The 21,951-nt window shown below is 73.4% G+C and carries 20 protein-coding genes; 12 read left to right on the top strand and 8 right to left on the bottom strand.

Going from position 1 to position 21,951, the window contains the following annotated elements; translation table 11 throughout:
• Nucleotides 1-231: 231 nt before the first annotated feature.
• A complete protein-coding gene (locus V2J85_RS33580; protein ID WP_261954796.1) occupies nt 232-573 on the bottom strand; it encodes a chorismate mutase in 342 nt (113 codons plus the stop codon).
• 217 nt (nt 574-790) lie between these two features.
• Between V2J85_RS33580 and fdhD the strand changes: the two genes are divergently transcribed.
• Entirely contained in the window at nt 791-1,639 is an 849-nt protein-coding gene (fdhD, locus tag V2J85_RS33575; RefSeq protein ID WP_330823680.1) for a formate dehydrogenase accessory sulfurtransferase FdhD, read from the top strand.
• Between the two features lie 6 nt (nt 1,640-1,645).
• On the opposite strand, the gene V2J85_RS33570 is transcribed toward fdhD, so the two are convergent.
• The gene (locus V2J85_RS33570) at nt 1,646-2,092 is read right to left on the bottom strand and encodes a MarR family winged helix-turn-helix transcriptional regulator (protein ID WP_330823679.1); all 447 of its coding nucleotides are present in this window, start codon (nt 2,090-2,092) and stop codon (nt 1,646-1,648) included.
• A 135-nt stretch (nt 2,093-2,227) separates the two neighbouring features.
• On the opposite strand from V2J85_RS33570, the gene V2J85_RS33565 reads away from it, so the two are divergent.
• Together V2J85_RS33565 and V2J85_RS33560 are read left to right on the top strand one after the other, a co-directional pair.
• Nucleotides 2,228-3,169, top strand: a complete 942-nt coding sequence (locus V2J85_RS33565) for a quinone oxidoreductase family protein (protein WP_330823678.1) — start codon at nt 2,228-2,230, stop codon at nt 3,167-3,169.
• A 235-nt stretch (nt 3,170-3,404) separates the two neighbouring features.
• Entirely contained in the window at nt 3,405-5,381 is a 1,977-nt protein-coding gene (locus V2J85_RS33560) for a sialidase family protein (protein ID WP_330823677.1), read from the top strand.
• Here V2J85_RS33560 and V2J85_RS33555 read toward each other — a convergent pair.
• The gene (locus V2J85_RS33555; protein ID WP_330823676.1) at nt 5,264-6,406 is read right to left on the bottom strand and encodes a bile acid:sodium symporter family protein; all 1,143 of its coding nucleotides are present in this window, start codon (nt 6,404-6,406) and stop codon (nt 5,264-5,266) included. The two genes, V2J85_RS33560 and V2J85_RS33555, sit on opposite strands and share 118 nt — an antisense overlap.
• Nucleotides 6,407-6,621: 215 nt before the next feature.
• Here V2J85_RS33555 and V2J85_RS33550 point away from each other — a divergent pair, with 215 nt between their 5' ends.
• The 8 genes from V2J85_RS33550 (at nt 6,622) to V2J85_RS33515 (ending at nt 16,198) form a co-directional block, all read left to right on the top strand.
• Complete coding sequence (locus V2J85_RS33550; RefSeq protein WP_261954802.1) at nt 6,622-7,485, top strand: LysR family transcriptional regulator; 864 nt, start codon at nt 6,622-6,624, stop codon at nt 7,483-7,485.
• 261 nt (nt 7,486-7,746) lie between these two features.
• The gene (locus V2J85_RS33545) at nt 7,747-9,573 is read left to right on the top strand and encodes an AMP-dependent synthetase/ligase (protein WP_261954803.1); all 1,827 of its coding nucleotides are present in this window, start codon (nt 7,747-7,749) and stop codon (nt 9,571-9,573) included.
• A 109-nt stretch (nt 9,574-9,682) separates the two neighbouring features.
• The gene (locus V2J85_RS33540; protein WP_330823675.1) at nt 9,683-10,690 is read left to right on the top strand and encodes a hypothetical protein; all 1,008 of its coding nucleotides are present in this window, start codon (nt 9,683-9,685) and stop codon (nt 10,688-10,690) included.
• A gap of 14 nt (nt 10,691-10,704) precedes the next feature.
• Nucleotides 10,705-11,538: an aldo/keto reductase gene (locus tag V2J85_RS33535; RefSeq protein WP_315975434.1), complete on the top strand. Its 834-nt coding sequence runs from the start codon at nt 10,705-10,707 to the stop codon at nt 11,536-11,538.
• A gap of 180 nt (nt 11,539-11,718) precedes the next feature.
• Nucleotides 11,719-12,510, top strand: coding sequence for a VOC family protein (locus V2J85_RS33530; protein ID WP_261954805.1), 792 nt, complete (start codon nt 11,719-11,721; stop codon nt 12,508-12,510).
• A gap of 117 nt (nt 12,511-12,627) precedes the next feature.
• Entirely contained in the window at nt 12,628-13,725 is a 1,098-nt protein-coding gene (locus tag V2J85_RS33525) for a DUF1266 domain-containing protein (RefSeq protein ID WP_419836859.1), read from the top strand.
• 30 nt (nt 13,726-13,755) lie between these two features.
• Nucleotides 13,756-15,135, top strand: coding sequence for a cryptochrome/photolyase family protein (locus tag V2J85_RS33520; RefSeq protein WP_330823673.1), 1,380 nt, complete (start codon nt 13,756-13,758; stop codon nt 15,133-15,135).
• Nucleotides 15,136-15,253: 118 nt separating this feature from the next.
• Entirely contained in the window at nt 15,254-16,198 is a 945-nt protein-coding gene (locus V2J85_RS33515) for a YihY/virulence factor BrkB family protein (RefSeq protein ID WP_261954808.1), read from the top strand.
• A 40-nt stretch (nt 16,199-16,238) separates the two neighbouring features.
• On the opposite strand, the gene V2J85_RS33510 is transcribed toward V2J85_RS33515, so the two are convergent.
• Nucleotides 16,239-16,550, bottom strand: coding sequence for a 4a-hydroxytetrahydrobiopterin dehydratase (locus tag V2J85_RS33510; protein ID WP_261954809.1), 312 nt, complete (start codon nt 16,548-16,550; stop codon nt 16,239-16,241).
• A 127-nt stretch (nt 16,551-16,677) separates the two neighbouring features.
• Here V2J85_RS33510 and V2J85_RS33505 point away from each other — a divergent pair, with 127 nt between their 5' ends.
• Entirely contained in the window at nt 16,678-17,496 is an 819-nt protein-coding gene (locus V2J85_RS33505) for a helix-turn-helix domain-containing protein (protein ID WP_261954810.1), read from the top strand.
• Between the two features lie 12 nt (nt 17,497-17,508).
• Here V2J85_RS33505 and V2J85_RS33500 read toward each other — a convergent pair whose 3' ends face one another.
• The 4 genes from V2J85_RS33500 to V2J85_RS33485 all read right to left on the bottom strand — a co-directional run bounded on the left by V2J85_RS33500 (nt 17,509) and on the right by V2J85_RS33485 (nt 21,940).
• A complete protein-coding gene (locus V2J85_RS33500) occupies nt 17,509-17,883 on the bottom strand; it encodes a nuclear transport factor 2 family protein (protein WP_261954811.1) in 375 nt (124 codons plus the stop codon).
• A 136-nt stretch (nt 17,884-18,019) separates the two neighbouring features.
• Complete coding sequence (gene rfbB, locus V2J85_RS33495; protein WP_330823683.1) at nt 18,020-19,000, bottom strand: dTDP-glucose 4,6-dehydratase; 981 nt, start codon at nt 18,998-19,000, stop codon at nt 18,020-18,022.
• 48 nt (nt 19,001-19,048) lie between these two features.
• A complete protein-coding gene (locus V2J85_RS33490; RefSeq protein WP_261954812.1) occupies nt 19,049-20,437 on the bottom strand; it encodes an amino acid permease in 1,389 nt (462 codons plus the stop codon).
• A 342-nt stretch (nt 20,438-20,779) separates the two neighbouring features.
• Nucleotides 20,780-21,940, bottom strand: coding sequence for an MBL fold metallo-hydrolase (locus V2J85_RS33485; protein ID WP_261954813.1), 1,161 nt, complete (start codon nt 21,938-21,940; stop codon nt 20,780-20,782).
• Nucleotides 21,941-21,951 lie beyond the last annotated feature (11 nt).

Genomic DNA, 21,951 nt, shown 5'->3' with positions numbered 1-21,951 from the left:
TCACGGGAGGGGACGGGCCGGAGGGGCCGGTTGTGTGGACGTAAAGCGTCAGCAGTCCACACAACCGGCCCCGGAGGCCCGTCACCGCACCCAACAACCACCCAGCCCGCCGCAGGCGCAACGGCGAGCAAGACCCGCGGCGGGAGAGACGGGTACGTGGGAGGCGCCGCAAAGCGCAGCGCCCCGCGGCGGGACAGCCAGGTACGTGGGCGGCAAAAGCCACGCGCAACGTCACGCGTGGTTCTGTCGGGCGATCGCCTTATGGTGGCGGACCACTTCATCGATGATGAAGTTGAGGAACTTCTCCGCGAACGCCGGGTCCAGCCGGGCGTCCTCGGCCAGGCGGCGCAGGCGCTCGATCTGGGCCGCCTCGCGGGCCGGGTCGGCGGGCGGCAGGCTGTGCCGGGCCTTGAGTTCGCCGACCTGCTGGGTGCACTTGAAGCGCTCGGCGAGCAGATGCACCAGCGCGGCGTCGAGGTTGTCGATGCTGCCGCGCAGATAGCGCAGTTGCTCACGGGCTGCCTGGTCGGCGACGCTGGCCGCTTCGCCGGCCGCCGGTGTCCCTTCGCTCATGTGCCTCTCGCCATCGTCGGTACTTCGCTGGTGATCGGATGCAGATTACCCGGCCGAGGGGCGCCGGCCGGGTACGGTCTCGCGGATCGGACCACCCGGGACGTGGTCGGTCGCCGCCAGGCGTCCGTGCGTTCACGGCCGGGGTGCGTCGTGCAGGACAATGAGGTCGTGAAGCGCTTCGACCACCAGCACATACCGAACCGGGACTGAGGACGACATGGGACGAGTCACGGAGCGACGCAAGGTCATCCGCATCCGGGACGGGGCGGTCTCCACCCGTCCGGACACGCTCGTCGCCGAGGAACCCCTGGAGATCCGGCTGAACGGGAAGCCGCTGGCGATCACCATGCGCACCCCGGGCGACGACTTCGCGCTGGCGGCGGGATTCCTGGTCAGCGAGGGGGTGCTGGGCGGCGCCGGCGATCTGCAGAACATCCTGTACTGCGCGGGCGCCACGGCGGACGGCGCGAACACGTACAACGTGGTGGACGTGAAGACCGCGCCGGGCGTGATCCTCCCCGACATCACCCTTGAGCGGAACGTCTACACGACCTCGTCCTGCGGACTGTGCGGCAAGGCGAGTCTGGACGCGGTGCGTACGACGGCCCGCTGGCCGATCGACGACGCCCCGCCGCTACGGCTGGCGCCGGAGCTGCTGGCCGGACTTCCCGACCGGCTGCGGGCGGCCCAGCGGGTCTTCGACCGGACCGGGGGGCTGCATGCGGCGGCCCTGTTCAGCGAGGACGGCGAGCTGCTCGACATACGGGAGGACGTGGGGCGGCACAACGCCGTCGACAAGCTGATCGGCCGGGCGCTGCAGAACGGGCAACTGCCGCTCTCCCGGGCGGTTCTGCTGGTTTCGGGCCGGGCGTCGTTCGAGCTGGCGCAGAAGGCCGTGATGGCGGGGATTCCGGTGCTGGCCGCGGTCTCGGCGCCCTCGTCGCTGGCCGTGGACCTGGCGGCCGAGACGGGTCTGACCCTGGTGGGCTTTCTGCGGGGTGCGTCGATGAACGTGTACGCGGGTGAGCACCGCCTCGCGCTGCCGGCGACGGCCGCGACGGGCTGAGGCCGGTCACCGGTCCGGCGCGGCGATCTTGCCGAGCAGGGTGATCAGCTGGGCGCGTTCGTCGGGGGTCAGGGACGCGGTGAGTTCCGCGTTGGCCTGATCGCCGAGCTGCTGGGTGCGGCGGAGCCGCTGTCTGCCGGTGGTGGAGATCTCGACGGCGTTCTTGCGCCGGTCCTTGGGGTCGGGGGTGCGGGTGACCAGTCCGTCCCTCTGCAGGTCGTTGACCAGCGTGACCATGTCCTTGGGGTCGATGCCGACGGTCCGGCCGAGTTCCGCCTGGGAGACCGGGCCGAGCTCGTCGACCGCCGACAGGACGGCGTGGTGCATCATCCGCATGCCCTCGGTGGCGAGGGCGTCGGCGACCAGGCGGTGGCCGCGGGCCGCGGCGCGGCCGAGCAGCCAGCTGGGGAGGGCGCGGATACGGCTGGGGGCGTACGGGGTGTCGTCGGACATGGGACCACCGTAGCGAATTCCGTGGGGAGCACCAACGAAAAAACGTTGGCACCCCCCACGGTTTGTGGTTATCGTTGGGGCACCCAATGAAACCGGCCGGCGCTCGTCGGCCGACTCTCCTGGAGGTGCCGGCCCATGCGCCGAGTCCGATTCCATTCCTACGGCGGTCCCGAGGTCCTGCGCGTCGAGGAGGCCGAGGCGCCGGTGCCCGGTCCCGGTGAACTCCTGGTCCGCACCGAGGCGATCGGCGTCACGCTGCCGTGCGTGCGGCGGGTGCGCGGCGACGGCAAGGGCGGCGGCGATCCGCTGCCCTCGATGCCCGGCGGGGAGATCGCCGGCGAGGTCGTCGCGCTCGGTCCGGACGTCACCGGCTTCGCCGTGGGCGACCGCGTCACCTCGGTCACCCTCACCGGCTCGTACACCGAACTCGCCCTGGCGCCCGCCTTCCTGGCGAGCCGGATACCGGACGGGGCGAGCGCGGTGGAGGCGGTGGCGCTGGTGCGCAGCGGGCATGTCGCGCTCGCCGCACTGAGCACCGCGAACCCGCAGGGCGCCGAGTCGGTGCTGATCACCGGTGCGGCCAGCGGCACCGGGCACCTCGCGGTCCAACTGGCCAAGTTGCAGGGGGTGCCGCGCGTGGTGGCCGCCGTCAGTTCGGCCGCCAAGGCGGAGTTCCTGTACGGCCTGGGCGCCGACGAGGTGGTGACGTACGACCAGGAGTCCTGGGGCGAACCGGTGGACGTGGTGCTGGACGGCGTGGGCGGTGAGGTGCTGCCGTGGGCGCTGGCCGCGGTGGCCGAGGGCGGCCGGCTGGTCTTCTTCAACTCCGGTGGCGGGACGATCCCGGCGTACGAGCTGCTGGCCGGTTCCAGGACCGTCATCGGGCTGACCATGCGCCGGTTCACCACCGTCCACCGGGAGCGGTACGAGGCCCACCGCGAGCAGCTGTGGGAACTGGCCGGTTCCGGGCGGCTGCGGGCCGTGGTCCATGCCGAACTCCCGCTGGCGGACGCCGCGAAGGCGCACGAGATCATCGAGGGCCGGACCAACCTCGGCAAGGTCGTGCTGCGGCCGTGAGCACCGGCGACCGGCGAGCTCGCAGGCCGGGAGGGCGGCGGATGCACGGCCCGGAGGGCGGGGCGGAGAGCGGGGCAGGTGCGGCCGGGCGGGTGAATTCCGGCTGGGGCAGGGAGAACCGTCGCACGCTCCTTGTCGCGGTCCGCACGCGGCAGTAGCTTCCGTCAGGGATGCACATAGGACGTGGGATGTCCTGATGACCCGACCGCCGATCCCTCGAAGGGCAGGCCGGACCATGACGTCAGTTCTCCGCGCACACCCCAGCCCCCGCCGCAGATCCAGGCGCCGCCGCGCCGCCCTCCTGCTCTCCGCGCTGACCGCCGCGGCCCTCTCCCTCCTGCCGAACTCCCCCGCCCAGGCCGCGCCTGACGCGGCGTCGGACGCGCCCGGTTCCGCCGTGGCAGCGCCGCCGGCCGGCGGCTTCGAACAGCAGGTCCTCTTCAAGGCCGCCCAGGAACAGGGCTACTTCTGCTTCCGGATACCGGCCGTGGTCAGGTCCACCCACGGCACCCTGCTCGCCTTCGCCGAGGGCCGGCGGCACGACTGCGGCGACTCCGGCGACATCGACCTCGTCCTCAAACGCTCCACCGACGGCGGCCGCACCTGGGGCCCGCTCCAGGTCGTCAACCGCGGCGGCGGCGACACCCACGGCAACCCGGCGCCCGTCGTGGACCGCCGTACCGGCCGCATCGTCCTCGCCGAGACGTACAACAAGGGCCGTACCGACGGCCTCAGCTGCGACGTGCCGTGCGATCGCACCCCGCACCTCCAGTACAGCGACGACGACGGCGCCACCTGGTCCGCGCCGCGTGATCTGACGTCCGACATCCGACCTGCGCAGTGGAATTCCTGGTACGCCACCGGCCCCGTGCACGGCATCCAGCTCACCCGCGGGCGGCACGCGGGCCGGCTGGTCTTCGGCATCAACGCCGAGAGCTACGCGGGCAACCGGGTCACCGCCAACCACGCCGCCCTGGTCCACAGCGACGACGACGGGGACACCTGGAAGGTCGGCGCGCTCGACACCTGGCCGATCGCCGCGGACGGCACCTTCCGGCAGAAGCCCTCGGAGATGACGCTGCTGGAACGCTCCGACGGCGCGATCTACGTCAACGGCCGCGAACAGGACGGCACGGACCTGGGACATCGGACGTGGGCGGTCAGCCGCGACGGCGGCGACTCCTTCGCCGCCCCGTTCCGCGCCCTCCCCGACCTCTACACGCCGATGGTGCAGGCCTCCGCGCTGCGCCTGCCGCACTCGTCCGCCGCCGGCGGCCGCAGCCGCACCCTCTTCGCCGCGCCCGCCGACCCCGACCGCCGCCGGACCATGACCATCCGCTCCTCCTGGGACGAGGGCCGCACCTGGGAGGGCGTCGACCGGGGTGCCCGGGTCACCACCGACTGGTCCGGCTACTCGGACCTGGTCGCCGCCTCCCCCGACGTCACCGGCCTGATGTACGAGGGCGGCCGGGTCGACGCCCGGGACGAGATCCGCTTCGTCCGCTTCACCGAGGAGTGGCTCGGCCCGCGCCGCGGCCCCGACCCGACGACCCGCGACACCGCCCCCGGCGCCCGGCCCGCGCTCGTCCTCGGCGGTCCGCGGCGCACCGACGGCCGGTTCGGCGGGGCGCTCGACTTCGACGGCAAGGACGACGCCGTACGCCTGCCGTTCCGCACCTCCCTCCCGCTGGGCACGCACGACTTCACCTGCAGCCTGTGGTTCCGCTACGAGGCCGGGACCGGGGAGCAGCCGCTGCTGTGGATGGGCGGCGTGGGCACCAGGGCGCCCCAGGTCGCGCTGGAGGGCGATCCGGCGAACGGCAGGATCGTCGCCCGGCTCACCGCCGTCGACGGCGCCCAGCCGGCCGCCACCGCCCAGGCCCTCACCAACGATGCCTACAACGACGGCGACTGGCACCATCTGGCGCTGCGCCGCACCGGCGGCCGCCTGCTGCTCACCGTCGACGGCACCGAGACCACCGTCGTCCCCGACGTCCCGGGGTCGGTCAGCCGTGGTTCGGTCTTCGGCGTCCACCTCGGCCAGAAGCCGGACGCCCGCGCGCAGTTCACCGGCGCGCTGGACGAGGTGCGGGTCTACCGCCGGGCGCTGACCGACGCGGAGCTGTCCGGCGTCCGCGAGGACGACGCCTCGGTGCCCGCGCCGCTGGTGCTGGGGCTGTCGTTGGACCGGGTGACCGGGCCGGGCAGGTAACTGCCGCCCTCGGCCGCCGCGGCGGGATCGCCCTCCCGCCGCGGCTCCGGTTCCGGTTCCGCGCCCCACCGCCGGGCCACCACCGCACACACCATCAGCTGCATCTGGTGGAAGAGCATCAGCGGCAGCACCGCCAGGCCGGCCTGGGCGCCGAACAGCACGCTGGCCATCGGCAGACCGGCCGCCAGGCTCTTCTTGGACCCGGCGAAGGTGATCGCGATCCGGTCCGCGCGGCCGAAGCCGAGCCGGCGCGCGCCGTACGACGTCCCGGTCAGCATCACCGCGAGCAGCACGGCCTCCACGCCCAGCAGGCACAGCAGCCGCAGCGGCGAGACCTGGTGCCAGATGCCCTGGACCATCCCGGTGCTGAAGGCGCTGTAGACGACGAGGAGTATCGAGCCGCGGTCCACGTAGCCGAGGGCCTTCTTGCGGCGGGTGAGGAACGGCCCGATCCAGCGGCGCAGCAGCTGCCCGGCCAGGAACGGGAGCAGCAGCTGGCAGACGATCGAGACCAGCGAGCCGGCCGAGAACCCGCCGCCGTCCCCGTGCAGCACCAGCCCGGCGAGCAGCGGGGTGACGACGATGCCGACGAGGCTGGAGAAGGAGCCGGCGCAGATCGCGGCCGCGACGTTGCCGCGGGCGAGGGAGGTGAAGGCGATCGACGACTGGACCGTCGAGGGGACCAGGCACAGGAACAGCAGCCCGGTGTAGAGGGCGGGCGGCAGGACGTACGGGACGAGCCCGCGGGCGGCCAGGCCGAGCACCGGGAAGACGGCGAAGGTGCAGGCCAGGACGGTCAGGTGGAGCCGCCAGTGACGCAGGCCGGCCATCGCCTCGCGGGTGGAGAGCCGGGCGCCGTAGAGGAAGAAGAGGAGCCCGACGGCTCCGGTGGAGGCGCCGTCGGCGACCGTGGCGGCCGGTCCGCGGGCGGGCAGCAGTGCGGCCAGGGCGACGGTGCCGACCAGCGCCAGGATGTAACCGTCCACGGGCAGCCACGAGGGCGGCTTGGGCAAAGGGCGGCGCATGGTCTCTCTTCGGTGGTCCGGCGGCTGGCGGGCGGTGCGGGGCGGACGGTGCCCCGTCCAGGGTGCCGGGCAGTGCGGCGATCGGGAAGCCCTCTTACCGTGGTCACTGTCATCATGGATCGCGATGGGGCTCGGATTGCGATGGGCCCGGTGGCCCGATGGTGTGCGGGTCCCTGATCCCCGGGCGCCGGCCGCCCCCGTCCCCTGGAGGCGTCATGTTCGAGCCCATGCAGCTGCGCACCTTCCTGGCGGTGGCGCAGACGCTCAGCTTCACGCAGGCCGCGCAGCGGATCGGACTGCGGCAGTCCACCGCGAGCCAGCACGTGCGGAAGCTGGAGGAGGCGGCCGGGCGGCGGCTGTTCGTCCGGGACACCCACGGCGTGGAGCTGACCGAGGACGGCGAGGCGATGCTCGGGTTCGCGCGCACGATCCTGGAGGCGAACGAGCGGGCCGCGAGCTTCTTCGCGGGGACCCGGCTGCGCGGGCGGCTGCGGTTCGGCGCGTCCGAGGACTTCGTGCTGACCCGGCTGCCGGAGGTCCTCGAAGGGTTCCGGCGGGACCACCCCGAGGTCGATCTGGAGCTGACCGTGGAGCTGTCGGGCACGCTGCACGAGCTGCTGGCGGCCGGGCGACTGGATCTCGTGCTCGCCAAGCGGCGACCGGAGGAGACCGGCGGCCGGCTGGTGTGGCGCGACCGGCTGGTGTGGGTGGGCGCCGAGCGGCTGCGGCTGGATCCGCAGCGGCCGGTCCCGCTGGTGGTCTTCCCGCCGCCCGCGGTGACCCGGGCCCGGGCGCTGGAGGCGCTGGAGCGGCAGGGCCGGGAGTGGCGGATCTCCTGCACCAGCGGAAGCCTCAACGGGCTGATCGCCGCAACCCGGGCAGGTCTGGGCGTTATGGCGCATACCAAGGGCATGATCCCGCCAGGCCTGGTTCAGATTCCGCCACGGTCGGGTCTGCCGGAACTGGGAGGCGTGGATTTCGCTCTTCTCCATGGGCGGCGCGATCGCGCGGCCCGGGGTCCGGCGGAGGCACTGGCCGAGGCGATCCTGGCCGGCGGCGACCGGCTGCAGCTTCCGTAACGGCCTGACCACGGATGTTCCGCGAACAGCGCGGGTGATCCGGTGTCAGGTGCAGAGATTTGGTGCAGATATGGTCCCGGCGTCGTGATCGTACGGCGTTGAACAGCCCGGATCGTGTCCCTGCTTCTCCGAAGTCATCCGTTTTCTCCTCTTGGCGCGTTCCCGCGGGGACACCTGCGCGCCATGGCAGGGGCCTGCCGGACCTCGTCCCCGTGGGGTACGGTCGCGGCCTTGTGAGCAACACCACGAGGAGCTAGGTCATTGCGCGAGTTCACCGTCCCCCCTCTGGCGACCGCGCCCCGGGTCGGCGGGCTGGCGGATGCCGTGTACGACAACGCCGAGGCCGATCCCGGACGCGTCGCGCTGGCCCGCAAGGACGACGCGGGGAACTGGCAGGACGTCACCGCCGCCCAGTTCCGGGACGAGGTGATCGCGCTGGCCAAGGGCCTGCTCGCGCAGGGCGTCCGGTTCGGTGATCGGGTCGGCATCATGTCCCGCACGCGCTATGAGTGGACCCTGTTCGACTTCGCGCTGTGGTCGATCGGCGTCCAGTCCGTGCCGCTGTATCCGACGTCCTCCGCCGAGCAGGTCTTCTGGATGCTGCACAACGCGGGCGTCTCGGCGTGCCTGGTGGAGCACGAGGACCACGCGATGACCGTCGGCTCGGTCATCGACCGGCTCCCGCAGCTGCGCAAGCTGTGGCAGCTGGACGCCGACCCGGTGGCCGAACTGACCGCGGCGGGTGCGCACATCGACGACGACGTGGTGCACCGCCACCGGATGGCGGTCACCCCGGACGCCACCGCGACGATCATCTACACCTCGGGCACCACCGGCCGACCCAAGGGCTGTGTGATCACCCACGCCAATTTCATGGCCGAGTCCGACAACATCGTCATGCGCTACGAGACGGTCTTCACCTCGAAGCCGAACGACGAGGCGGCGACCCTGCTGTTCCTGCCGCTGGCGCACGTCTTCGGGCGGATGGTGCAGGTCGCCGCGGTCCGCGGCCGGGTCAAGCTGGGCCACCAGCCCGAGCTGGCGGCCCGGGCGCTCCTGCCCGACCTGCAGACCTTCCAGCCGACGTTCATCCTGGCGGTGCCGTACATCTTCGAGAAGGTCTTCGCCGCGGCCCGGCGGAAGGCCGAGGCGGAGGGCAAGGTCGGGCCGTTCGACAAGGCCGTGGAGATCGCGGTCCGTTACGCCGAGGCGCAGGAGAACAAGGCGTTCGGCACCGGCCCGGGCCCCGGCGCCTCCCTGCGGATGCAGCACCAGCTCTTCGACAAGCTGGTCTACAGCAAGGTCCGTACGGCGATGGGCGGCCGGGTGCGGCACGCGATGTCCGGCGGCTCGGCGATGGGGCGCCGGCTCGGGCTGTTCTTCGCCGGTGCCGGGGTGCGGATCTTCGAAGGCTACGGCCTGACGGAGAGCACCGCGGCGGCCACCGCCAACCCGCCCGAGCGGACCCGCTTCGGCACGGTCGGCACGCCCGTCCCCGGCACGACCGTGCACATCGCGGAGGACGGCGAGATCTGGCTGTACGGCGGGCAGGTCTTCCACGGCTACCACAACGACCCCAAGGCGACCGACGCGGTGCTGCACGACGGCTGGTTCTCCACCGGTGACCTGGGCGCCCTCGACGAGGACGGGTATCTGACGATCACCGGCCGGAAGAAGGAGGTGCTGGTCACCTCCGGTGGCAAGACGGTCTCGCCGGTGTCCCTGGAGGAACGGGTGCGGGCGCATCCGCTGGTCGCGCAGTGCATCGTCGTCGGCAACGACCGGCCGTTCATCGCCGCGCTGGTCACCCTCGACCCGGAGGCCGTCGCGCACTGGCTGACCATGCGCGGCAAGCCGGAGATGCCGCCGTCGGACCTGGTGCGCGACCCGGACCTGGAGACCGAGATCCGGCGCGCCGTGGTGGCCGCCAACACGCTGGTCTCGCAGGCCGAGTCGATCCGTACGTTCCGGATACTGGCCCACCAGTTCACCGAGGAGCACGGGCTGCTGACGCCGTCGCTGAAGCTCAAGCGCAAGGCGATCGAGACGGCGTACTCGGTGGAGGTGGACGCGCTGTACAAGGGCTGAGGCGTCCCGGGCCGGGGGGGTCGGCCCGGCCCGGCTCCCCCGTGCGGCGGAGCCGGATCGGTCCCGGGCACGAGGACCCGCGGGCCGGCGGCGCAGCAGACTCCGCCGCATGGACTCTCGCCGTCTCCCCCTCCTCGGCCGGATCGCGGTCGTCGCCTGCCTGCCCTATCTGGCGCTCAAACTGCTGTGGGTGCTGGGTTTCGACGTCGGTGTGGTCGACAACCACCGCATCGGCCGCGCCGCCTGGTTCGCGGCCAACCTCTTCACCTTCCTGCTCGACGCGGTCGCGGCGGCGGTGGCGCACACCCTGACCCGCCCGGGCGGCCGGCGTGCCCCGGCCTGGCTGCTGGCCTTCCCGCTGTGGATGGCCTCCGGGCTGCTGGTGCCGCTGCTGACGGGGCTGGTGGGCGGCAGCGTCGCCGGTCTCCTGACGGGCCGGCCGAATCCGCTGGCGGCCGGGGACTTCCTCGCGCCGTGGGTCTTCGGGGTGGTCTACGGCGGCTTCCTCGTGGAGGGCGTGACCCTGCTCGGCGCCTTCGCGGTGTACGCGCACCAGCGGTGGGGCGGTCTGCTGCGGCGCCCGGTGGACGCGCTGCCGGACACCGGCAGCCGGGCGCTGCAGCGGATCTTCCTGGTGCCCGCGGCGGTGCTGCTCGCCGTACTGGGCGGGGTGCGGGTGCTGTGGGGCGCGGGCTCGACGCTCGGGGTGCCGGCGGGTGACGCGGCCGGGCGTACGGTGCTGAGCGCCGCGGCGGACTGGTCGCAGGGCCTGCTCTCGCTCGCCGGCGCGGCCGGGCTGCTGCTCCTGGTCCTCCCGCGGCTCGGGCCCCGGCTGCGGGTGCGGGTGCCGCTCGCCCTGGCCTGGACGGGCGGGGCGTCGGCGTTCGCGTGCGGCGGTTGCCTGTGGCTGGGCCGGGCGGTGGCCGACGGCCTCTCCCCCGGTGCGCCGGCGGTCTCCGGCGGGCTGCCCGGCCTGGTGGGTGCGCTGGAGCTGTTCGCCGGGGTGGTGGTGCTCTGCGCGGGGAGCTTCACTCTCGGCGAACTCACGGCCGGCGTGCGCGGGAATGCGCCGGGGCGGATGATCGTTGAACGATTCGGAACACGAACGTCGACGTAAGGACCGATCCCCCCGTGAGCAAGGTTCCGTCCATCACGCTCAACAACGGCATCGCCATGCCGCAGCTCGGCTTCGGCGTCTGGCAGGTCGAGGACGACCAGGCGTTCACCGCCGTCGGCCAGGCCCTGGACGCCGGTTACCGCAGCATCGACACCGCGGCGATCTACGGCAACGAAGAGGGCACGGGCAAGGCGCTCGCCGCCTCGGGCATCCCCCGGGACGAGCTGTTCGTCACGACCAAGCTGTGGAACTCCGACCAGGGCTACGACGCGGCGCTCCGCGCCTTCGACGCCTCGCTGACCAAGCTCGGCCTGGAGTACGTGGACCTCTACCTCATCCACTGGCCGGTCCCCTCCAAGGACGCGTACACCGAGACGTACAAGGCGTTCGAGAAGATCCTCGCCGACGGCCGCGCCAAGGCCATCGGCGTCTCGAACTTCCTCCCCGGGCACCTGGAGCGGCTGCTGGGCGAGACCTCCGTCGTCCCGGCCGTCAACCAGATCGAGCTGCACCCGCATCTCCAGCAGGAGGAGTCCCGCGCCTTCCACGCCCGGCACGGCATCGCCACCGAGGCCTGGTCGCCGCTCGGCCAGGGCCGGGGCCTCCTCGACGACCCGACCATCGGCCGGATCGCCGCCAAGCACGGCAGGACGCCGGCCCAGGTGGTGCTGCGCTGGCACCTCCAGATCGGCAATGTCGTCATCCCGAAGTCCGTCACCCCCTCGCGGATCGTCGAGAACATCGACGTGTTCGGCTTCGAGCTGGACGGTGACGACCTCGCGACGCTGGCCGGGCTGGACACCGGCGAGCGCCTCGGCCCGGACCCGGCCACGTTCGACGTCGCCTGAGCCCCGCGCACACGGCGCCTCCCGGACTCCCGGGCGGCGCCGTGTGGCGTGCCCTCCGGCCCGAGTGGCGGGGTCGGCGGACGGCAGGAAGTGTGGAGGGATGAGCGTGCGGCGTCTCCCGGGCGCACCCGGCGGGCGGTTCGCGCGGCCCGGACCGCCCCTGCCCCCGAGGAGGCCACGATGCCCGACGTCACCTCTCCCTACCAGCCCGGGACCCCCTGCTGGGTCGACCTCGCGGCCCCCGACCAGCAGGCCGCCATCGATTTCTACGCGAGCGTCTTCGGCTGGACCGGTGAGATCGGGCCTCCCGAGACCGGCGGTTACGCGGTGTGCCGGCTGAAGGACAGGCCGGTGGCCGGCATCATGGCCGCGATCGCGATGGACAACCAGCCTCCGCCGCCCACGGTGTGGACGACCTATCTCGCGGCCGACGACGCGGACACCGCAGCGGAGGCGGTCAGCAAGGCCGGCGGCACGATCCTGATGCCCGTCACGGACGTGATGTCGCTCGGCCGGATGTGCATCGCGGCCGATCCGACGGGCGCGGTGTTCGGCGTCTGGCAGGCCGTCGACTTCCCCGGCGCGGGCATCGTCAACGAGCACGGCGCGCTGATCTGGAACGAGCTCAACACCACCGACCGTTCCGCCGCGGCCGCCTTCTACCGGGCCGCGCTGGGCATCGAGGACGTCCCCCTGCAAGGGGCTGACAACTATTACGCGCTCAAGGTGCACGACCGTGCCGTGGGCGGGATGCAGCCGATGTCCGAGCAGATGGCGCCCGATACGCCGTCGCACTGGCTGGCGTACTTCTCGGTGGCGGACACCGACCGGACGGTCGAGAAGGTGACCGCGGCCGGCGGTGCGGCGCTCCAGCAGCCGTTCGACATGATGGCCGGCCGGATGGCCGTGGTGACGGACCCGCAGGGCGCCACCTTCGCCGTGATCACCCCGAATCCGCTGAACCAGGGCTGAAGACCCCGGCCGGGCCGTCGGGTCGGGGTCGCAAGCGGCCTTGCCGGGCCGGCAACCCCGAAGTCCACGGCGCGCGGCGGTGATCGTAGGGTCGGAGCCGTGGCAACTCCTGGATGGATGCCGCCGACGGACACCGAGCGGCGGCTGTGCGAAGCGACGGCGCGTGGTGACGGGGACGGACAGGTCGCCGCGATCGCGGGCGAGGACCTGTATCTGGCGGCCCCGCAGCAGGGTCAGGACCCGCTGCCCGTCTACGACGATCCGGCGGTGGGCGGGACGTGCATCCCCGTCCTGACCCGCGGCATGCTGCCGCCGTGGCAGCCGCAGCAGTTCTTCGACCGGGTGTCGCTGGAGGAGCTGGCGCAGGACTGGCCGAACGACAAGTGGCGGCTGGCGGTCAATCCGGGCACGCCGTGCGCCGCGTACCTGGCGGCCACGCCCGCCCACCGGGCCGGCTGGCTGCGGATCCGGGCCCAGGTCGGGGTGCGGCCGGGCGGGCTGCTGGTCACGCACTTCGGCGGTCCGCTGCACGGGCCGGTGGCGCGGGGGCTGGCGTGCGGCGCACCGCTGGCGGTGCACCACAGCGTGCCCTGGAACGAGCTGGGGACCGCGTTCCTCGACCCGGCGGCGGATGCCGCGACGCTGCGCGAGCAGTGGTCGGTGACCGATCCGGTGGGCTGGCAGCAGCGCCTGGAGGAGCTGCTGGCGGGCCGGTTCGCGCCGGCGGACGCCGAGGCGGCGCTGCGCGCCCGGGCGGACCGGCGCGGCGCGGACGGCGGGGACGGGGACGGGCACGGGGAACGGGAGGCGGCGGACGCCGCGCCGGCCGCCGCCGGCCTCACTGCCGCGCCGGGCCTGCCCGAGCTGGTGACCCGGTACGAGGAGCGGTTCCGTGCCGACGGGCTGCTGCCGGCCGGCGGCCAGGTGGTGTCCGTGGTGGCGCTGGACCTCGCCCATGCCGTGGCCCTGGTCCGGTGGGGCCTGGGCGCCCGGCTGTGCGCGCCGCCGCAGGCCGAGCAGGCGGTCCAGCGGGCCGCGGCACGGGCCGGGGAGGTGTACGGCTCGTGGGAGGAGTTCGCCGCGGGCTACGCGCTGGGCCGGGTGCTGGCCTTCGACAACGGCTGGTTCGGTGCCGCGTACGCGGAGACGGTGCATCTGCACCGGGTGCTCACCCAGGACGCGTCCTCGCCGTGGCGGGGCCTGCCGTTCGCCTGATCCCGCCGCGGCCCGGTGTAGAGATGGGCCATGGATGTGGCGATCTGTCTGTTCAGTTCCGATCTGCGGGTGCACGATCAGCCGGTGCTGCGGGCCGCGTTGCGGGCCGCCACGCGGGTGGTGCCGCTGTTCGTGGTCGATACCGGCATCGCGCGGGCCGGGTTCGTGGTGCCCAACCGGGCCGCCTTCCTGGCCGGTGCGCTGGCGGACCTCGATGCGCAGCTGCGTGAACGGGGCGGCCGGCTGGTCATCCGTACGGGGGACGTGGTGGCCGAGACCTGCCGGGTCGCGGCGGAGACCGGGGCCGGGGAGGTGCATCTCGCGGCCGGGGTGAGCGGCTATGCGCAGCGCAGGGAGCGGCGGTTGGCCGAGGCGCTGGCCGGGGACGGGCGGGCGCTGGTCGTCCACGACGCGGTGATCACCGCTGTGCCGCCGGGTGCGGTGCTGCCCACCGGACCGGGCCGGGACCACTTCGCGGTCTTCACCCCGTACTTCCGGCGCTGGCGGGCCGAGAGGCCGCGGGCGGTGCTGCCGGCCCCGCGGTCGGTGCCGGTCCCGGACGGGGTGCGGTCCGGGGCGGTGCCGTCGGCGAAGGAGCTGTGCCCGGGCGGGTGGCCGTCGCCGGCGCTCCCCGAGGGCGGCGAGCGGGCCGGCCGCGGCCGGTTCGCGTCCTGGCAGCGGTCCGGTCTGGCCGCTTATGAGGAGCGGCACGACGACCTCGCGGGCGATGCCACCTCGCGGCTCTCGCCGTATCTGCACTTCGGCTGTCTCTCGCCGGTGGAGCTGGTGCACAAGGCGTCCGGGCGTTCCGGGGCCGGGCCCGAGTCCTTCGTACGGCAGCTGGCCTGGCGGGACTTCCATCACCAGGTGCTGGCCGCCCGCCCGGACGCGGCGGCCGCCGACTACCGCGCCCGGGGTGACCGGTGGCGGCGGGCGGACACGGAGGTGGCGGCCTGGCAGGAGGGCCGCACCGGGATCCCGGTGGTCGACGCGGCGATGCGGCAGCTGCGGCACGAGGGGTGGATGCACAACCGGGCCCGGATGCTGGTGGCCAGTTTCCTGACCAAGACCCTGTACGTGGACTGGCGGGTGGGCGCCCGGCACTTCCTGGACCTGCTGGTGGACGGCGATGTGGCCAACAACCAGCTGAACTGGCAGTGGATGGCGGGGACCGGGACCGACACCCGGCCCAACCGGGTGCTCAATCCGCTCGTGCAGGCCCGGCGGTTCGACCCGGAGGGTGAATATGTGCGGCGCTGGGTCCCGGAGTTGGCGGACCTCAAGGGGGCCGCCGTGCACCGGCCGTGGCGGCTCGACCCGCCCGCGCGCGCCGCGTACGACTACCCGGAGCCGCTGGTGGACCTGGCGGACGCGGCGCTGCGGTTCCGGCGGGCGCGCGGGCAGGAGTAGCCGTACGGGCGGGAACATCGCCGCGCCGCGGCCCGGTGGGCGGCGGGCACCGTGGCGTGGACGGTCCCGCCGCCGGGGGATGATGCAGGACGTACCGACGGAGAGGACGGATGACGACATGGGCGACAGCGGGATGCGTCGCGGGATGGACCGGACACTGCTGGACCGGGCCCTGGGGGCGGCCGGGCCCCGGCAGCCGGCCACCCGTCCCACCTGGGCCCAGTGCCGCAACGCGCTGCGCCGGACACCGCTGTCGGTGTGGCACGACGACGTCACGGACTGGGCGGCGAGCCTGACGTACTACTCGGTGCTGGCGCTGCTGCCGACGCTGATCCTCACGGTGTCCCTGATCGGCCTGGCCGATCCGGCGGCCACCGAGCAGCTCGTCGACCAGATCAGTTCGCTGGCGCCGGCCGGGTCGGGCGGGACCGTGCACCGCGCGCTGGCCACCATGGCGCGGCAGCGCACCGCGGCGTGGGTGGTGGTGGGCGGTGCGCTGGTCAGCGCGTTGTGGTCGTCGTGCAGCTATCTGGCGGTGTTCCGCCGGGCGCTGCACGCCATGCACCGGACGAAGGACGACCGGCCGCCGTGGCGCAAGGCGCCGCGCATCCTGGCCACCGCGCTGCTGCTGATGGCGCTGCTGATCAGCAGTGCGGTGGCGCTGCTGGTGAGCGGGCCGATCGCGGCCTGGGCGGGCCGGGCGCTCGGGCTGGGCGATGCCGGTGAGGCCACCTGGAACCTGCTGAAGTGGCCGCTGCTGCTGGTCCTGGCGGCCGTGCTGGCCATGGTGCTGTTCCGGTCCGGGCCACCGAGTTCGCGCGGGGTGCGGCGGGCGGCTCCCGGCGGGGTGGTCGCGGTGCTGCTGTGGCTGGTGTCGTCGGCGGGCTTCGCCGTCTACGTCGACTGCGTCGGCACCTTCAACCGGCTCTACGGCTCGCTGGCCGGGCCGGTGGTGTTCCTGATCTGGCTGTGGTTCTCGCACCTGTCGCTGCTGTCGGGCGCGCAGTTCAACGTGGAGCTGGCCCGGGCGGGCCGGGTGGTGAAGCCGCGCTCGGGCGACTGAGCGCGGCCCGCCCGGGGGGGCACGCGGGTGCCCGCGCCGGTCAGTGCGCGCCGTGTGCCCCGGCGATCTCCTCGATGCGGCGGGCCAGACCGAAGTCGAGGTCGGTGACCCGGCCGCCGATGCTGTGGGTGTTCACCGCGACGGTCAGCCGGTTGTAGCCCAGCGTCAGATCGGCGTGGTGGTCCAACTCCTCCTGGATACGGGCGATGTGCATGACCATCACGGCCGCCGGGAGGTGTCCCGGGAAGTGGTAGCTGCGGCGCAGCAGGTCGTCCTCGACCGACCAGCCCGGCAGCTCCGCAAGCCGCTCCTCGATCTCCTTCTCACCGAGCGGTTCCACCTGGGCGCCCATCGCGTTCCCCTCTCACCGGTGCCGTCGTGCCGCCGCCCGGCGCGATGACGTCCCGTCACCACGGTCCGCGGACGGTTCCTGACAATTCGATCGTACGTCGGACCGCCGATCGATTACGGTCATCGCCATGACGACTGTTGCCGCGCCGGCCCCGCCGGAGACGAGCACGGGTGTGGGCGCGCTGCTGCGCGAATGGCGTGACCGGCGCCGGATCAGCCAGCTGGAGCTGGCGCTGCGCGCCGACTCCTCCGCCCGGCACATCAGCTTCATCGAGACCGGCCGCTCCCGCCCGAGCCAGGAGATGGTGCTCCGCCTGGCCGAACACCTCGACGTGCCGGTCCGGGAGCGCAACGCGCTGCTGATCGCCGCCGGCTACGCCCCCACCTTCCCCGAGACCCCGCTGGACGACCCCGCCATGGATGCCCTGCGCTCCGGTCTGGACCGGCTGCTGTCCGGCTACGAGCCGTTCCCCGCGCTGGTGGTCGACGGGCTCTACACCGTCCAGGCGGCGAACCGCGGCATCACCATGCTGCTGTCGGACGTCGACCCGGCCCTCCTGACGCCGCCGCTGAACGCCATGCGGATCACCATGCACCCGGACGGCCTGGCGCCCCGGATCCGCAACTACCTGGAATGGCGCGAGCATCTGCTCGGCCAGATGGAGCGCCAGCTGGCCCTGATGCGGTCCGCCCCGCTGCGCGCCCTCTACGAGGAGGTGAGCGGCTATCCGCTGCCCCCGGGCGGCCGCGAGCGGGCGTCCTTCGGCGGTCACGCCCCGTTCGCCCTGCCGATGATGATCGAGCACGACGGCCGGGTGCTGTCCTTCATCTCGACCATCGCGACGTTCAACACCCCGATGGATGTGACCGTTTCCGAACTGGCGGTGGAGACCTTCCTCCCCGCCGACCCGGAAACGGTCAGTTATCTGCGGACACAGGCCGGATAGCGGGCCCGCCCGTCACATGGCGGGCACCCGGTCCAGGAAACCCACCACGGTGCGGATCCGCCCGTCGTCGGCCAGCCGCACCACGTCGAACCCGGCGACCGGCGCCGTGCCGTCCGGCGCCACCAGCTCCCAGCCGAACCGCGCCACGTCGTGGTGCCCGTCCACGTCCCCCAGCTGCCGGAAGACGAACCCCGGGAACTGCGCGTGCGCCCCGGTGATCACCGCCGCCAGCCCGTCCTGGCCGGCCACGTCGGCCAGCGGGTCGGTGTAGGTGGCTCCCTCGTCGAACGCGGCGGCGACGGCCTTGCCGAGCGCCTCCTCCTCGGTCGCGTTCCACGCCTCGAAGTAGCGTGCCACCGCGTCCGCGTACCGCTGCTGCTCCGTCATGATCTGCTCCTCGTCACGTTCGCACCACGAATGGGATCCCGGTTCGCGGGCCGGAGTGCGCCGGCTCGTGAACCGATGCCCTCAGCTTGCCGGGCGGCGCGGCCGGGGTCGATGACGTCCGAGGTAATGGCCCTCGTCAGCGGGGGTGCGGGGCGCGCAGCGGCTGCCACCAGCCGGGGTTGTCGCGGTACCAGGCGACGGTGCGCAGCAGTCCGGTGCGCAGCGGCACCTCGGGGGCGTAGCCCAGCGCGCGCAGCTTGCGGTCGTCGAGGGCGTAGCGGCGGTCGTGGCCGGGCCGGTCGGCGACGTGGCGGATCCGGTCCGGGCCGGCGCCGCAGGCGTCCAGCAGCAGCTTGGTCAGGTCCAGATTGGTCAACTCCTCGCCGCCGCCTATGTGGTAGACCTCGCCGGGGCGGCCCCGTTCCAGTACGAGCTGGATGCCGCGGCAGTGGTCGTCGACGTGCAGCCAGTCGCGGACGTGCCGGCCGTCGCCGTAGAGCGGCACGGTCCCGCCGGACAGCAGGGAGGTCACGAAGAGCGGGATGACCTTCTCCGGGTACTGGTACGGCCCGTAGTTGTTGCTGCAGCGGGTGATGCTCGCGTCCAGCCCGTGGGTGCGGGCGTAGGACCGGACGAGGAGGTCGGCGCTCGCCTTGGTCGCCGCGTAGGGCGAGTTGGGCAGCAGCGGGCTCTCCTCGGTCCACGCGCCGTCCTCGATGGAGCCGTACACCTCGTCGGTGGAGATCTGCACGAAGCGCGGCACGCCGGCCCGGCGCACCGCTTCCAGGAGGGTGTGGGTGCCGAGCACGTTGGTGCGGACGAAGGCGTCCGCGCCGGCTATGGAGCGGTCGACATGGGACTCCGCGGCGAAGTTGACCACCGCGTCGTGCCCGGGCAGCAGGTCGGCGAGCAGCGGGCCGTCGCAGATGTCGCCCCGGACGAAGGTGAAGCCGGGGTGGTCGCGCACCGGGGCGAGGTTGGCGGGGTTGCCGGCGTAGGTGAGCTTGTCCAGCACGGTGACCCGGACCTCCCCGGCGCCGGGGTACGCCCCGCCCAGCAGGCCGCGCACGTAGTGCGAGCCGATGAATCCGGCGGCACCGGTGACCAGCAGGCGCATCACGGTGTCCGCTCCGTCGGGGCGTCCGGGGCAGGGGCCCCGGTGCGGTCACCCGGCAAGGCGCGCGGGCTCCTGGTCGTCCGTGCGGGCGGCTTCGGGGCCCGCCGCATCGGCCGTGGGGGTCTGGCGGGCGGTGCGGCGGGCGGCCATCCAGGCGTAGACGAGGATGCCGGCGAAGAGGAACAGCACGCCCTGGTAGATCGCGGCGTAGCCGGCGCCGGCGACGAGCCAGAAGGTGAAGCCGAAGGCGGCCAGCGCGAGGGTCAGGTCGCGGGCGAAGCGGGCCGGGCGGACCTGGTCGCGGCGGCCGGTGAGGAGGAAGTAGACCTGGGCGCCGGCGGCGAGGAGGTAGGGGACGGTGGCGGAGAAGGTGGTGATCAGCACCAGGATCTGGAAGACGCCGCCGGTGCCGAGGACGTAGTTGACGACGGTCAGCGCGCTGGCCAGGATGCCGGCGGCGAGCACGCCGAAGGTGGGGACGCCGCGGCGCTTGATCAGGAACGGCGCGGGGAAGAGGCCGTCCTTGGCGGCGGCGTACGGCGACTGGGCGCTCATCAGCGTCCAGCCGTTGAGCGCGCCGATGATCGAGACGACGGCGGCGCCGGCGACGAGCGTGCCGCCCCAGTGGCCGCCGAACATCGCGTTCACCGCGTCCGAGAAGGGCGCCGTGGAATTCACGAGCTTGGTGTGCGCGACGGTCCCGAAGACCGCGACGGTGCCCAGCAGGTAGACGACGGCGGCGCCGACGGTGCCGAGGACGGTGGCCCGGCCGACGTTGCGCTCCGGGTCGCGGACCTCGCCGGCGCTCATCGCCGCGGACTCCACGCCGACGTAGGAGTAGAGCAGGAGCGCGGCGGCGGCGGACATCCCGCCGAGTGCGCTGCCGTGGCCGGCGTGGAACGGGCCCAGGTTGTGCGGGTCGAAGAAGAACAGGCCGACGACCGCGATGAAGAGCAGCGGGACGAACTTGAGGACCGTGGAGACCAGTTGGACGGCGCCCACGTAGCGGGTGCCGGCGAAGTTGGCGAGGGCCGGGAGCCAGAGGGCGGCGAGCGCGACCAGGAGGTCGGTGCCGGCGGAGGCGTGGCCGGGGACGAGGACGTGCACATAGCCGACGGCGGCGACCGCGAGGGCGGCGTTGCTGACCCAGGTCATCGTCCAGTACGACCAGGCCGAGAGGAAGCCGGCGAAGTCGCCGAACGCCTCGCGCGCGTAGACGTAGGGCCCTCCGGTGTCCGGGTGGCGCTCGGCGAGCCGGCCGAAGACCAGGGCGAGGGCGACCGCACCGAGGGTGAGCACGCCGAAGGCGACCAGGCTGACGGTGCCGAAGGGGGCCACGGAAGCCGGGAGGAGGAAGATGCCGCCGCCGATGATGTTGCCCATCACCAGGCAGGTGGCGGTTCCGAGACCGAAGCGGCGGGTGTGCCGGTCGTGCATGGCGTGGTGGGCCTCTCGTCGTGCGCGGTTCACCCGGGGTTACCGAGCACCGGTAATGGTCGGTGATCGAACGGCCGGGGCCCAAATCAACGGGATTTGTGCGGCGGAGGGTGGTCCGGCGCGGCAAAACCTTCGGGGGGCGGGACGTCGGGCCGTAGTTCGTCCGCGGTGGCACCGTCCGGGCCGGCCGGCAGCCGGCCCGCACGAGGTCGCCCGGGCCGGTCCCGTGGCGCCGTGGGAAGACGTCGGCGTGGATCGCGGTACGGCCGGCGATCATGTCGCCGATGACCGCCGCGACGCACGGGGGGCCGTCCCGCCGCGGTCCCGGCCGTACCGTCCCGGTCAGCGCTCCGCCAGTACCCGGGACGCCCCCACGGCCAGGTCCCACAGGTCCTCGCGGGGGCGGCCGGTCGCCTCCCAGGCGGCGCGGACCCGGCGCAGCGGTTCCAGCGGCGGCTCGCCGGAGAGCAGGAACGTCGACCAGTGCATCGGCACCAGGGCCCGGGCGCCCAGGTCCTGGCAGGCCCGGACCGCCTCCTCGGGGTCGGTGTGCACCGGGCGCAGCATCCAGCGCGGGTCGTAGGCGCCGATCGGCAGCAGGGCCAGGTCGATGCCCGGGTAGCGGCGGCCGATCTCCTCGAACCAGTGGCCGTAGCCGGTGTCCCCGGCGAAGTGGACCCGCCGGCCGTCGGGGGCGGTGAGCAGCCAGCCGCCCCACAGGGAGCGGCAGGTGTCGGTGAGGGTGCGCTTGCTCCAGTGGTGGGCGGGGACGAAGTCGAGGCGCACCGGGCCGCCGGGCGCGGGGAGTTCGACCGCCTCCCACCAGTCCAGGTCGGTGACGTGGCCGAAGCCGCGCCGGCGGGCCCAGCAGGCCAGTCCGGCGGGCAGCAGCAGCGGGGTGTGCCGGGGCAGCCGCTTGAGGGTGGGGATGTCGAGGTGGTCGTAGTGGTTGTGGCTGATGAGGACGGCGTCGATCGGCGGCAGGTCCTCCCAGCGGACGCCGACGGGGGTGACCCGGGGCGGGGTGCCGAGGATCTTGCGGGACCAGACCGGGTCGGTCAGGAGGGTCAGTCCGGCGATCCGGATGACCCAGCTGGCGTGGCCGGCCCAGGTGAGGGCGACGGTGGTGGGGCCGGCGGCCGGCAGCGGACCGGGCTCGAACGGCAGCTGCTGGATCTCCCGCAGGGTCTCGGGGGCCGGGCGCAGCTTGCCCTCGCGGGCGATCCGGGCCAGCGCGCGGACACCGGGCAGCGGGGCGGTCAGCCGGTCGGTGAAGTCCCGGGGCCAGGTGCGGGTTTCGCCCAGCGGGCGGGGCTCGGACAGGGGCGACGGGGTGTCGGTGACCGGTGCCCGGCCGGCGGCCGCGCCGGGGGCCGGGGCGATGCCGGTGGCCGCTCCCCCGTCCGGTCCCCCGCCCGGTCCGGCTCCGGTGCCCGGTCCGGTGCCGGTGCCGTCCCGGTCGGCGGACTGCTCGGCGAGGGAGCGCTCGGTCTGTTCGGTCATCGAGGGGCTCC

Source organism: Streptomyces bugieae (assembly GCF_036352915.1).
GTDB classification, from domain to species: Bacteria; Actinomycetota; Actinomycetes; order Streptomycetales; family Streptomycetaceae; genus Streptomyces; species Streptomyces endophytica.
Note: the sequence above shows the minus strand (reverse complement) of the source record. Positions and strands in the feature narration are given on the sequence as shown.